Genomic DNA, 12,639 nt, shown 5'->3' with positions numbered 1-12,639 from the left:
CTTGGACCCGCAACTCGTCGGCGCGCTGCTGTCGCCGCTCACGCTGGCCGTGCTCGGCCTGTTGATCGGCAGCTTCCTGAATGTCGTGATCCACCGCATGCCGTTGATGATGGAGCGCGGCTGGCGCATGGAGAGCGCCGAACTGCTCGGGGTGACGATCGAGCCCACGCCCGAGATCACGCTCTCGACACCGCGCTCCCGCTGCCCGTCGTGCGGGCACCAGATCCGCTGGTACGAGAACATCCCGGTCGTCAGCTACCTCTCGTTGCGCGGCAAGTGTTCCGCCTGCAAGGCACCGATCTCGATGCGCTACCCGGCGATCGAGATCCTGACGGGTTTGCTGTTCGCCGCCTGCGGCGTGCACTTCGGCGCGCAACCCACCGTGCTGCTGTGGTGCGGGTTTGCCGCCACATTGGTCGCGCTCGCCTTCATCGATCTGGACACCAGCTTCCTGCCCGATGACCTGACGCTGCCGCTGATGTGGGTCGGCATCGTTTCGGCAGCGCTCGGCTGGATTCCCGTCACGCTGAGCGCCTCGGTTGCGGGCGCGGTGATCGGCTACCTGTCGTTGTGGTTCGTATTCCACGCCTACCGCCTGATCCGGGGCAAGGAAGGCATGGGCGCCGGTGACTTCAAGCTGCTCGCCGCACTCGGCGCGTGGATGGGCTGGCAGGCGATCCCTTCGATCATCCTGCTGTCGTCCGCGGTCGGCGCGATCGTCGGCATCGCGCTGATCGTCTTCCGACGCCACGACCGCGACGTGCCGATCCCGTTCGGCCCCTACCTCGCCGGCGGAGGCGTGGCGGCGCTGTTCTTCGGCGAGCAGCTTTCCCGCCTGTGGATGCCGCCGGTCTGACGCCGGGCCGGCTGCAGATCGGCCTGACGGGCGGGATCGGCAGCGGCAAGAGCACGGTGGCGCGGCGGCTGGCGGCACACGGCGCGGTCGTCGTCGACACCGACCTGATCGCCCGCCAGCTCACCCTGCCCGGTGGCGCGGCCATCACGGCCATCGCTGCGGCGTTCGGCGCGGACCTCATCGACGCCAACGGCGCGCTCGACCGCCACCGCATGCGCGAGATCGTTTTCGCGGATCCGCTGAAGAAGCGCGCGCTCGAGGCCATCCTGCACCCGATGATCGGGCTGGAGACCGAACGCCAGGCCGCGACGGCGGCCGCGACAGCCATCGTCTTCGACGTGCCGCTGTTGGTCGAGTCGGGCCGCTGGCGGGCCCGCGTCGACAAGGTGCTCGTGGTCGACTGTGCCGAACGCACGCAGGTCGAACGCGTGGTCGCGCGCTCGGGCTGGACGCCTGCGGCAGCGCAGGCAGTCGTCGACCAGCAGGCTCCGCGCGCGCGCCGGCGTGCCTGTGCAGATGCGGTGGTGTTCAACGACGGCATCACGCTGGAAGAACTCGAGCGCCAGGTGAGCGCACTGTGGGCGTGCTGGACCCGACCATCGCAGTGAGTCTCGTGTGGCGCCCACGCGTCACTGTGGAACAATCGCGCCTCGACAGGTCCCGCTTCGCCTGTTCAGGACCCCCACAGTGATCCTTTACGAATACCCGTTCAACGAAGGCATCCGCACGATGCTGCGCCTCGAGCACCTGTTCGACCGGCTCGGCCAGTTGATCGCGCGCGAGGCTCCGGTCGATCACCACTACGCGCTCGCGACGCTGTTCGAGATCCTGGACGTGTCGTCCCGCGCCGACCTGAAATCCGACCTGCTGAAGGAACTCGACAAGCACAAGCAGCAGTTCAACAGCTACCGCGGCAATCCGTCGATTTCCGAGGCCGCGCTCGATGACGTGGTTGCCAAGATCGACCACGCGTTCAATGGCCTCAACGAGGTCCAGGGCAAGGCCGGCGCGGCGCTGAACAGCAACGAGTGGCTGATGAGCATCCGCAGTCGCATCAGCATCCCGGGCGGCACCTGCGAGTTCGACCTGCCGGCGTATTACGCCTGGCAGAAGCTCGAGCCGCAGCGTCGCCGCGCCGACCTGATGCAGTGGGTCGCCTCGCTGATGCCGCTGGCCGAGGCGCTGCAGGTGCTGCTCGGGCTGCTGCGCGATTCCGGCACGCCGCACAAGGTCGCCGCGCCAGCCGGCCAGTACCAGCAGAGCCTGCCGCAGGGCCGTGTCTACCAGTTGATGCGGGTGCGCCTCGACGTGCCCGAAGACATCGTTCCCGAGATCAGCGGCCACCGCCTGATGGTCTCGGTGCGCCTGATGCGGCAGGACGCCGAGGGCCGCCTCAAACCCAGCCTGGAAGACGCCAACTTCGAGTTGACGCTCTGTTCATGAGCGCGGGGACCGTCGGAGCGCGGACGATCCGCTGCCCGGGGTGTGGCGGGCCGAGCGTGTACGCCGCCGACAACCCGTATCGCCCGTTCTGCAGCGCACGCTGCAAGAACAACGATTTCGGTGCATGGGCGAGCGAAGCCTTTGCCGTGCCGGCTGATCCGGAGCCGGACGCCGACGCGCCCGAGCCCGGCACTGGCCGACCCGACCCGTTGCCGCATTAGCCCGCCTGCGGCTCAGCGGCTCAGCCAGTGGTCGGCGAACCCGGCCAGATCCTTGTGCGTCGACTTCGCCCACTTGAGGTCCGGTCCCACGTTCGGGCTGCCGTTCGGCGCGCGCAGCACCAGCGCGGTGTGCACATGCGCGGGCAGGCCGCGCATGTAGAGGATGTAGTCGTCGACGAACGCGAGCGGGTTCAGCATCTCGATCGCATCGGCCTTCGGGCTGCGTTCGCCCTCGTGGTTGCCGGTCGCGATCACCCGCTCGATCGGAAAGCCGAGATTGCGCAGATTGCGAAGCCGGGCGGCCTCGAATTCCAGGTCGAGCGCCGAGACGCAAATCAGCTCGAAGCCGGCGTCATGCAGTCGATGGCAGGCGTCGAGCGCGCCGTCGATCGGCGGCATCGTGGTCCAGAAATGCTCGTCGAATGCCGCCCGGAAAATCGGCCTGCGTTCGGGCGTCAGGCGGTCGACCGCCCAGCGGTCGATCGGCCAGTAGGCGTGTGGGTCGCGGTCCGTCGGTCGCATGCCGAACGCGCGCTCCCAGGCCGAGGCGTAGCCGAGCTGGAAGTCGAGCAGCACGCCATCGCAGTCGAGCGCAATCAAGGGTCGGGAAGCCATCCCCCGACTGTAGCGAGACCCGCGCCACCGCGCTGTCACCCGCAGGACGACAATCGGACGATGCAGCACAAACCCTTCTCGCCCGCCTGCGAGCGCAATCAGGACGCGATCCTCGCGGTGCTGCGCACGCACTTCGCCGATCGCACGCGGGTGCTCGAGATCGGCAGCGGCACCGGACAGCACGCCGTCCACTTCGCCCGCGCGCTGCCGCAGCTGACCTGGCAGACCTCCGACGTGCCGGCCCACCTGCCGGGTATCCGCCAATGGCTCGACGAGGCGGCGTTGCCGAACACCCCGCCCCCGCTCACGTTCGACGTCAACGAGGTGCCGCCCGCGGGCCGCTACGACGCGGCCTTCAGCGCCAACACGCTGCACATCATGGGCTGGACCGAGGTCCAGGATCTGTTCGCCCTGCTGCCGGCGATGCTGGACGCGAACGCCCTGCTGACGGTCTACGGACCCTTCAACATCGCGGGCGCCTTCACGAGCGCCAGCAATGCGGCGTTCGACGCCGTGCTGCGCCAGGCGGATCCGAAGCGCGGCATCCGCGACATCGAGGCCGTCGACGCGCTCGCGCGAGCCGCCGGCTTCGCGCTGATCGACGATCGTGCGATGCCGGCCAACAACCGCTGTGTCACGTGGCGTCGGGCGGGCTGACCCTGGTCTTGCCGGCCTTCACCGTCTCGCCGCGAAACACCAGCGCTGCCTCGAACGACGCGCGCACGAACTTCAACGCGGCGGCGAACTCCTCGTCGTTCAACTGCCGCGCCGCGTCGCTGGCGCGGTAAAGGTTGGCGAACTCGCGCTCGCGCCCGGCCTGCACGGCCAGCTTGCCGATTCCGAGGCTCTCGAGCGTGGCCCACAGCTTGGGGTTGTAGGTGCGGGTCAGCTTCATCGCGACCGGGATCGGGTCGTTGCGACCGAGCACGCCGGCCAGCCGCAGGATGATCTCGAACGGCAGCCCGACCTTGCCGCCCTCCACCTGCTCCAGCAGCGAGGTGTCCTTCAGGTTGATCGCCTGGCCGAGGTCGCCCAGCGTCAGCCCGGCGCTCTCGCGCAGGTCGCGGAACAGCCCGCCGGCCTTTTCCACCGCGGCCTTGTGCGAGGGCTTGGTCAGCCGCGAACTGGCGACCCGGAACGACAGGTCGGCAGCCGTGTTGGCGATGCCGAGCACGAAGTCGGTCCACGAACGCAGGTCGCGGGCCAGCGTCATCAGGCTCTTTTGATCCGGCGGCGCGACGATCACCGCGTCGCTCACCGGGCGCTTCGCCGCCGGAAGCTTCGAGCGGGTCGACGGGGTCTTCTTCGCGGGTGTGCGCTTTGCGGTGACCATGCGAGCCCTCGGTGGTGAGTACGGTGTGAGGTCAGCGCGCCGCAGCGGAAGCGCTCTTGGCGCTGCGCTTGCGGGCGACGCCGATTGGCGGCACCACGGCACGGCGTCGCGTCATCGCCGGCTTTTTCGCCGTCGGTCGCTTCTTCGCCGTCGGTGCCGGCTCGGGGTCCGCCGCCCGCGGCGTCGCCTCGGCCGCCACGTCGAGCGCCTCGATGGCCGCGCGGAGCTTCTTGTGCTCCTCGACGATGTAGTCCGCCAGGTCGGCCACGTCCGGCAGCGCACGCCGGCATGCCGTCAGCCCGACCTCGAGCAGCCCGTTGTAGCTCTGCACCGTGATGTTCAGCGCGATGCCGTGGCCGGGGATCGAGACCGGGAAGAAGTTCGCGAGCTTCGCGCCGGCGAAGTACAACGGAAACTGCGGCCCCGGCACGTTCGAGATCGCGACGTTCGCCACCGGCGGCAGCCGGTTCGCGAGCCGCGAGCGGCCATACAGCGAGACCAGCCCGGTCATGATCCACGGCACGCCGAGCGACGGGAAGTCGGTCGGCATCGCGCCCTTCACGCTGCCTTGCAACTTCTTGCCCAGGTTGGCCGACGCGTTGATCGCCATCAGTCGCTCGATCGGATCGGCGAGGTGCGTGGCCAGGCTCACCAGCATCATCGACACCTGGTTGTTCGGGTCGGTGTTGCCGGCTTCGCGCAACGAGACCGGCACGCCGGCGATCAGCGGCTTGTCGGGCGTCACGTCGTAGTCCGCGAGGTAGCGCTTGAGCGCGCCGGCGCAGGTCGCCATCACGATGTCGTTCAGGCTCGCACCGCTGCGCTTGGCCATCGCCTTGACCTCGGCCAGCGAGATCGAACGCGCCGCGAACGAACGCTGGTTGGTGATCGCGACGTTCAGCGGCGTCTTCGGCCCGAGCTGGAAGCCCTCGGGCAGGCTCAGGTGCCGCTTGCCGTCGACCTCGGAGACGGGGTAGACGACCGCCCGCAGCGCCCGCCCCATCGCCGGCAGCGACTTGAACAGCTTGATGTACTGCGTGACCGCGTTGCTGACCGCCGCACCGGCCAGCTCGGCCACGCCGAGCTGGTAGCGGTTGGTGCGCGGACGCTGGCGCGGCGGCTTGGTCGGCGGCGGCGTGGCCGAGCCGCTGAGCAGCGCCTTGGCGATCGCGACGCCGGCCTGGCCGTCGATCGCCGCGTGGTGCATCTTGTTGTAGATCGCGACCTGGCCGGTGTTCAGGCCTTCGATCACGTAGATCTCCCACAGCGGCCGGCTGCGGTCGAGCAGGCTCGAATGCAGGCGCGCGACGTACTTCTCGAGCTGCTCCATCGTGCCGGGCCGCGGCAGGATCACGTGGCGCACGTGGTAATCGAGGTCGACGTCCTCGTCGTCGACCCAGACCGGGTTCGCGAGATCGAACGGCATCAGCGCGAGCTTGCGCTGGAACACCGAGGCGAGATGCATGCGCGTGGCCATCCAGCGCTTCACATCTTCGTAGTAGTCGCCGGCGTAGCCCTCGGGGAGGTCGGCAATCTGCAGGCTGCCGACGTGCATCGGCATCTCGGGCGTTTCGAGGTGCAGGAACGAGGCGTCCATGCCGCTGAGGTGGATCATGCTTGCGCCCTCTTCTTCGCTTCTTCTTCGACCAGGTCCTTCTTCAGCAGCTTGCCGACCGGCGACTTCGGCAACTCGGCGCGCAGCTCCATCGCCTGCACCATCTCGTGCTTGCCGATGCGGTCCTTCAGGAAGGCCTTGAGTTCGTCGAGCGTGAACGCAGCCGCGCCGTTCTTGAGCTTGATGAAGGCCTTCGGCGACTGGCCGCGGTACTCGTCGGGAATGCCGATCACGCACACCTCCTCGACCGCCGGGTGCTCGTAGATCGCCTCCTCGATGACCCTCGGGTAGACGTTGTAGCCGCCGCACAGCAGCATGTCCTTGGTGCGGTCGACGATGAACACGAAGCCGTCGTCGTCCATGTAGGCCACATCGCCGCTGCGGAAGAAGCCGTCCTTCGTCATCGACTTGGCCGTGGCCGCCTCGTTCTTCCAGTAGCCCTTCATCACGTTCGGGCCGCGGATGCACAGCTCGCCGGGCTCGCCGCGCGGCGCCTCCTGCTCGGGGTCGCTCAGGCTTTCGAACTTGAGTTCGATGCGCGGCAGCGGCATACCGCACGAGCCGGCCTTGCGCATGCCGTGCACCGGCGTGAAGGTGCCGGTCGGCGAGGTCTCGGTCATGCCCCAGCCCTCGTTGAGCTTGCAGCCGGTCAGCTCGACGAAGCGGTTCGCCACCTCGACCGGCAGCGGCGCGCCGCCCGAGCCGCAGAACTGCAGCGACTTCAGCTCGCCGGCCTGCACCCGCGGGTGCGCGGCCAGCGCCATGTACATCGTCGGCACCCCGGCGAACAGACTGATCTTCTTGTCGATGAGGTCCTTGATGACCGCGTCGACGTCGAAGCGCGCGTGCAGCACCATCAGTGCGCCCAGGCGAACGCCGTACAGCAGGTTGACGGTCAGCGCGTAGATGTGGAACAGCGGCAACACCACCAGCACGCGCTCGACGCCCTCGGTCAGCACGCGCGGGTTGCCCTGCGAGGTCGCGAGGTACTGGGCGCAGGCGGCAGTGAGGTTGGCGTGGGTCAGCATCGCGCCCTTCGGCAACCCCGTGGTCCCGCCGGTGTACTGCAGCACGACGATGGCCTGACGCAGGTCGCCGAGCGCATGCGCCTCGTACGCGCCGTCGTTGGCGAGCAGCTGGTCGAAGCTCAGGTGGCGCTCGTCGCTCGCCACCGGCGCCAGCTGCCCGGCCGCCTGCAGGTGGGCGCGCACGCCGGCCGGCTGCGCGGCGTAGTCGGCCAGGTTGCCGACGATCAGCTTCTTCAGGCGCGATGTGCCCAGTTGCCGCGCCATCTGCGGGTAGAGCGCGGCCAGGTCGAGCGTCACGAGCACGTCGGTCTCGCTGTCCTCGATCTTGTGCGCGAGCACCCGCTCGGCGTCGAGCGGCGAGTAGTTGACGACGGTGCCACCGGCCTTCAGCACGCCGAAGAAGGCGATCGGATAGTGCGGCGTGTTCGGCAGGTACAGGCCGACGTGCACGCCGGGCCCGACGCCGATCTGCTGGAAGCCCTTGGCCGCGCGGTCCGCCAGCGCGCCGAACTCGCGGTAGGTGAGCGTGCGGCCCATGAATTCGATCGCCGGGTTCTCGGGCCAGCGTCGCACCGCGTCGTCGAGCAGTTGCTGCACCGGCATCAGCGGGAGTTCCGCGTCCCAGCGCACGCCGTCGGGGTAGTTCTTGATCCAGGGGTGGTCGGCCAAAGTGGGCTCCTCGGTCCGGGACGCGGATGCGCCGCGGGGGTTCGTCTTGCGGGAACTATCGCGTGGCGGCGGGCCGCGTCAGTTCGGTGTTTGCCCGGTGTCGGCCAGCACGCGCTGCCACGCGATGTCGGCCACCGCGCGGCCCTTGCGGCCCGCCTCGAACGCATGCGCGCTGGCGGCCGAGCCGTCGAGCGCGCGTTTCAGGATGCCCTGCGAGATCGCGGCACCCCGGAACAGGTTGTAGGCGATATAGAACGACCACTCGATCGCGGACGGCGGCGTGGCGCCGGTGCGCTCGCAGTAGCGCGCCAGGTAGACCTCGGCGCTCGGAATGCCGAGCGCCGCCAGATCGAGCCCGACCAGGCCGCGCATCTCGCCGGCCGGCATGATCCACGCCATCGCGTGGTACGCGAAATCGGCCATCGGATGGCCCAGGGTCGACAGCTCCCAGTCGAGCACCGCGACGACGCGTGGCTCGGTCGGGTGGAACACCAGGTTGTCGAGGCGGTAGTCGCCGTGCACCAGCGACGCCGCCTCGGAAGGCGGGATGTGCGCCGGCAGCCACTCGATCAACCGCTCCATCGATTCGATCCGCTCGGTCTCCGACGCGCGGTACTGCGCAGTCCAGCGGCCGATCTGCCGGGCGAAGAAACTGCCGGGCTTGCCGTAGTCGGCCAGCCCGATCGACGCGTAGTCGACGCGGTGCAGCGCCGCGATCGCGGCGTTCATGCTGTCGAAGATGGCGGCCCGTTCAGCCGGCGCCATGCCCGGCAGGCCCGGGTCCCACAGGATGCGTCCCGGCACGTTCGCCATCACGTAGAACGCGGTGCCGATGACCGAATCGTCCTCGCACAGCGCGCAGGTCTCGGGCACCGGCACATCGGTGCCGGCGAGCGCGCGCATCACGCGGAACTCGCGGTCCACGGCGTGCGCGGAAGGCAGCAGCTTGCCCGGCGGCTTGCGGCGCAGCACGTAGCTGCGCGACGGCGTGGTGAGCAGGAAGGTCGGGTTCGACTGCCCGCCCTTGAACTGGCGCACCTGCAGCGGGCCGCCATAGCCCTCCACGTGGCGACGCAGCCAGGCGTAGAGCGCGCCCTTGTCGAAGCGGTGGCGCTCCTGAACCTCGCCGGTTCCGGTGAACTGTCCGATCATCCTGTCTCCTGGCCCGCTCTGTGTCGGTCTGCGACCGTATGCTGCCACGGCAGGCGGCGCCAATGAACTTTGCGCGTTATCGTCATGCACCGGGCGCATTTGCCCCTTTCAGCGTGCCGCTCGTGGTCAACGTCAGCCGAGTCGATCTGAACCTGTTCGTCGTGCTTGACGCGATCTACACCGAGGGCGGCATCACGCGCGCGAGCGAGCGCCTGAACCTGACCCAGCCGGCGATCAGCCACGCGCTGGCCCGTCTGCGTGAACTGGTCGACGACCCGCTGTTCGTGCGCGAGGGTCACGCGATGGTGCCGACGCCGGCCGCGCACGCGCTGATCGGCCCGGTGCGGCGCGCGCTGAAGGAGATCGAGGGCTCGCTGAATCGGCTGAAGCAGTTCGACCCGGCCACGTCGACCCGCGCGTTCCGCATCGGCATGCGTCACATCGTCGAGTCGGCCACCCTGCCGGCACTGGCGCAACGCCTGCGCGCGCAGGCGCCGCACGTCCAGATCGTCTCGGCCCACCACGACCGCGACGCGCTGCACGGCGCGCTGGCGACCGGCGAGCTCGACGCGGTGATCGACGTGCTGTTGCCACGCGTCCAGCACGTCTCGTACCAGCTGCTGGCCGGCGGACGCATGGTGGTGGCCGTGCGCGCCGGGCATCCGCGCGTCGGCGACACGCTGGACCTCGCGACCTACCTGGAGGTGGAGCACGTGATGACCAGCTCGCGCCGCAGCGGGCCCGGTCTCGAGGACCTGGCGCTGCAGCGCCTCGGCCACGAGCGCCGTGTGGCCGTGCGCTGCCAGCACCACTGGACGGCCTGCCAACTCGTCGCCAGCTCCGACCTGCTGCTGACCATGCCCGAGCGTTACGCCGGCAGCGCGAACGCGGCGCTCGGCAACCGCTTGCTGCCGTTCCCGCTCGCCACGCCAGCCAACGATCTGTACCTGTACTGGCATGCCAATGCCGACGCCGAACCCGGCAACCGCTGGCTGCGCGAGCAGATCCGCAATTGCCTGGCCGATCACGAACCCGCCGAATCCGCATGAACGAGAACCGTCGCCACTTGCTGCTCGCCACCGTCACCGGCGCGCTGCTGCCCGCCACCACCAACGCGCAGACCGCGCCCGCCGGAGACCCGATGACCCCGATCGCGCTCGAAGAACGCAGCCTTGCCGACCTGCAGGCCGACCTCGCGGCCGGACGCGTCAGTGCGCAACAGTTGGTCTCCGCGTACACCGAGCGCATCGAGCGGATCGACCGCCGCGGCCCGACGCTGGCGAGCGTGATCGAGCTGAACCCCGACGCGCTCGCGACCGCGAAGCAGCTCGACGCGGAGCGCGCCGCTGGTCGCACGCGCGGGCCGCTGCATGGCATCCCGATCCTGGTCAAGGACAACGTCGCCACCCGCGACCGCATGCAGACCACCGCCGGGTCGCTCGCGCTCGCGGACATCCGACCGCCGGACGACGCGTTCGTGGTGCAGCGCTTGCGCGCCGCCGGCGCGGTGATCCTGGGCAAGACCAACCTCAGCGAGTGGGCCAACATCCGCAGCAGCCAGAGCAGCAGCGGCTGGAGCGCGCGCGGCGGGCTCACCCGCAACCCCTACGCGCTGGACCGCAGCGCCTCGGGCTCGAGCTCGGGTTCCGGGGCGGCGGTGGCGGCGAGCCTGTGCGCCGCCGCGGTCGGCACCGAGACCGACGGTTCGATCGTGAGCCCGTCGTCGGTCTGCGGCATCGTTGGGCTGAAGCCGACGGTCGGCCTCATCTCCCGACGCGGCATCGTGCCGATCGCGCACAGCCAGGACACCGCCGGCCCGATGGCGCGCAGCGTGCGCGATTGCGCGCTGCTGCTGGGTGCACTGGTCGGCCACGATCCGCAGGATCCCGCGATGAGCGAGGGGGCACGCCCGGCGGTCGACTACGCCGCCGCGCTCGACGCCGGCGCGCTCAAGGGCGCGCGGCTCGGCGTCGCACGCCAGTTCTTCGGCTTCCACGAGCCGACCGACCGCGTCTTCGCCGGCGTGCTGGCGGCACTCGAGCGCGCCGGCGCGGTGCTCGTCGACCCGGTCGAACTGCCCGCGATCGAGAGCATCGGCGATGCCGAGCTGACCGTCCTGCTTTACGAGCTGAAGGCGGACCTGAATGCCTACCTCGCGGGCCTCGGCCCGAATGCCGCCGTCAAGTCGCTCGCCGATGTGATCGCCTTCAACGAGCGGCACGCCGAGCGCGAGCTCCGATGGTTCGGGCAGGACCTGTTCGCGAAGGCCGAAGCCAAGGGCCCGCTGACCGACGAGGCCTACGTGAAGGCACGCGCCCAGTGCCTTCGCGTGGCACGCGACGAAGGCATCGTCGCCGTGATGAAGCAGCACCGACTCGACGCCTTCGTTGCGCCGACCGGAGGGCCGGCGTGGCGCAGCGACCTCGTCGTCGGCGACCACGTCGTCGGCGGCGGCAGCACCACGGCGCCAGCGGTGGCAGGCACGCCCGCCGTCACCGTGCCGGCCGGCTTCGTGCAGGGCCTGCCGGTCGGGCTGACCTTCTTCAGCGGGGCGTGGAGCGAGGCGCGCCTGCTGGCGCTGGCCTACGCGTTCGAGCAGGCGACCCGGGCCCGGCGCCCGCCGCGCTACCTGGCGAGCATCGACACGCCCGTCTGACGGCCCTGTCGGGCATTAGCGCACGGCGGCGGCCTCGACGGTCCTTCAGTTGTGGCGCGCCGGGCCGTAAATGTGCGGACGACGCCCGCCAACCGAAGGACCCGACCATGAGCCCACAGAAGTACCGTCTCATCACCCGCAGCGATTTCGACGGCCTGGTCTGCGCCGTGCTGCTGAACGAGATGAAGCTGATCGACGAGATCAAGTTCGTCCACCCCAAGGACATGCAGGACGGCAAGATCGACGTCGGCCCGCGCGACATCACGACCAACCTGCCCTACGTGCCGGGCGCCTACCTGGCGTTCGACCACCACCTGTCGGAGTCGATCCGCAACGGCAAGCACCTGAACCACATCATCGAGGTCGACGCCCCGTCGGCCGCGCGCGTCGTCTACAACCACTACGGCGCCCGCGACGCCTTCCCGCGTATCACCGACGAGATGATGCTGGCGGTCGACAAGGCCGATTCCGCGCAGTACGAGCGCGACGACATCCTCGACCCCAAGGGCTGGGTGCTGCTGAACTACCTGATGGACGCGCGCACCGGCCTCGGCCGCTTCCGCGACTTCCGCATCAGCAACTACGCGCTGATGATGGACCTGATCGAATACTGCCGCGACCACACGATCGACCAGATCCTGGAATTGCCGGACGTGCGCGAGCGCGTCGACCTGTACTTCGAGCACGCCGAGCCGGCACGCCGCCAGATCGAGCGCTGCGCCACCGTGCACGGCAACCTGGTCGTGCTCGACCTGCGTGGCGAGGAGACGATCTATGCGACCAACCGCTTCATGGTCTACGCACTGTTCCCGCAAACCAACATCTCGATCCACGTGATGTGGGGCGTGCAGAAGCAGAACACCGTGCTCGCGACCGGCAAGTCCATCCTGGACCGCAGCAGCCGCACCAACGTCGGCGGGCTGATGCTGACCTACGGCGGTGGCGGCCACGTGGCCGCGGGCACCTGCCAGGTCGCGAACGACCAGGCCGACGCGACGCTGGCGGCGCTGATCAAGACGATCAACGCCGACGGCTGATGCGCCGCCCGGCC

Annotated in this window: 13 protein-coding genes; 8 read left to right on the top strand and 5 right to left on the bottom strand. The window is 69.4% G+C overall.

Going from position 1 to position 12,639, the window contains the following annotated elements; genetic code table 11:
- Position 1: 1 nt before the first annotated feature.
- From ASC76_RS01360 to ASC76_RS01345, 4 genes are all read left to right on the top strand, one after another.
- Entirely contained in the window at positions 2–856 is an 855-nt protein-coding gene (locus tag ASC76_RS01360; RefSeq protein WP_157615199.1) for an A24 family peptidase, read from the top strand.
- Positions 838–1,464, top strand: coding sequence for a dephospho-CoA kinase (gene coaE / locus ASC76_RS01355; RefSeq protein WP_056461277.1), 627 nt, complete (start codon positions 838–840; stop codon positions 1,462–1,464). The genes ASC76_RS01360 and coaE overlap by 19 nt, the downstream gene beginning before the upstream one ends.
- A gap of 79 nt (positions 1,465–1,543) precedes the next feature.
- A complete protein-coding gene (gene zapD, locus ASC76_RS01350) occupies positions 1,544–2,299 on the top strand; it encodes a cell division protein ZapD (RefSeq protein WP_056461274.1) in 756 nt (251 codons plus the stop codon).
- Positions 2,296–2,520: a DNA gyrase inhibitor YacG gene (locus tag ASC76_RS01345; RefSeq protein ID WP_056461271.1), complete on the top strand. Its 225-nt coding sequence runs from the start codon at positions 2,296–2,298 to the stop codon at positions 2,518–2,520. The genes zapD and ASC76_RS01345 overlap by 4 nt, the downstream gene beginning before the upstream one ends.
- Positions 2,521–2,532: 12 nt before the next feature.
- On the opposite strand, the gene ASC76_RS01340 is transcribed toward ASC76_RS01345, so the two are convergent.
- Positions 2,533–3,135, bottom strand: coding sequence for a phosphate acetyltransferase (locus tag ASC76_RS01340; RefSeq protein ID WP_056461268.1), 603 nt, complete (start codon positions 3,133–3,135; stop codon positions 2,533–2,535).
- Positions 3,136–3,195: 60 nt separating this feature from the next.
- Here ASC76_RS01340 and ASC76_RS01335 point away from each other — a divergent pair, with 60 nt between their 5' ends.
- Entirely contained in the window at positions 3,196–3,792 is a 597-nt protein-coding gene (locus ASC76_RS01335; RefSeq protein WP_056461264.1) for a DUF938 domain-containing protein, read from the top strand.
- On the opposite strand, the gene ASC76_RS01330 is transcribed toward ASC76_RS01335, so the two are convergent.
- From ASC76_RS01330 to ASC76_RS01315, 4 genes are all read right to left on the bottom strand, one after another.
- The gene (locus ASC76_RS01330) at positions 3,770–4,468 is read right to left on the bottom strand and encodes a helix-turn-helix transcriptional regulator (RefSeq protein WP_056461261.1); all 699 of its coding nucleotides are present in this window, start codon (positions 4,466–4,468) and stop codon (positions 3,770–3,772) included. The two genes, ASC76_RS01335 and ASC76_RS01330, sit on opposite strands and share 23 nt — an antisense overlap.
- Before the next feature lie 31 nt (positions 4,469–4,499).
- Positions 4,500–6,083, bottom strand: a complete 1,584-nt coding sequence (locus tag ASC76_RS01325) for a wax ester/triacylglycerol synthase family O-acyltransferase (RefSeq protein WP_056461258.1) — start codon at positions 6,081–6,083, stop codon at positions 4,500–4,502.
- A complete protein-coding gene (locus tag ASC76_RS01320; RefSeq protein WP_056461255.1) occupies positions 6,080–7,780 on the bottom strand; it encodes an AMP-binding protein in 1,701 nt (566 codons plus the stop codon). Before ASC76_RS01320 ends, ASC76_RS01325 begins: the two co-directional genes overlap by 4 nt.
- A gap of 78 nt (positions 7,781–7,858) precedes the next feature.
- Positions 7,859–8,932: a phosphotransferase gene (locus ASC76_RS01315; protein ID WP_056461252.1), complete on the bottom strand. Its 1,074-nt coding sequence runs from the start codon at positions 8,930–8,932 to the stop codon at positions 7,859–7,861.
- A gap of 113 nt (positions 8,933–9,045) precedes the next feature.
- Here ASC76_RS01315 and ASC76_RS01310 point away from each other — a divergent pair, with 113 nt between their 5' ends.
- From ASC76_RS01310 to ASC76_RS01300, 3 genes are all read left to right on the top strand, one after another.
- Complete coding sequence (locus tag ASC76_RS01310; protein WP_056461250.1) at positions 9,046–9,981, top strand: LysR family transcriptional regulator; 936 nt, start codon at positions 9,046–9,048, stop codon at positions 9,979–9,981.
- A complete protein-coding gene (locus tag ASC76_RS01305) occupies positions 9,978–11,588 on the top strand; it encodes an amidase (RefSeq protein ID WP_056461247.1) in 1,611 nt (536 codons plus the stop codon). Before ASC76_RS01310 ends, ASC76_RS01305 begins: the two co-directional genes overlap by 4 nt.
- Before the next feature lie 107 nt (positions 11,589–11,695).
- The gene (locus ASC76_RS01300) at positions 11,696–12,625 is read left to right on the top strand and encodes a hypothetical protein (protein WP_056461245.1); all 930 of its coding nucleotides are present in this window, start codon (positions 11,696–11,698) and stop codon (positions 12,623–12,625) included.
- The last annotated feature ends 14 nt before the right edge of the window (positions 12,626–12,639 follow it).

This window comes from Rhizobacter sp. Root404 (assembly GCF_001425865.1).
In the GTDB taxonomy this organism is placed as follows: domain Bacteria; phylum Pseudomonadota; class Gammaproteobacteria; order Burkholderiales; family Burkholderiaceae_C; genus LMDS01.
This window is presented reverse-complemented; position numbering and strand designations above follow the sequence as displayed.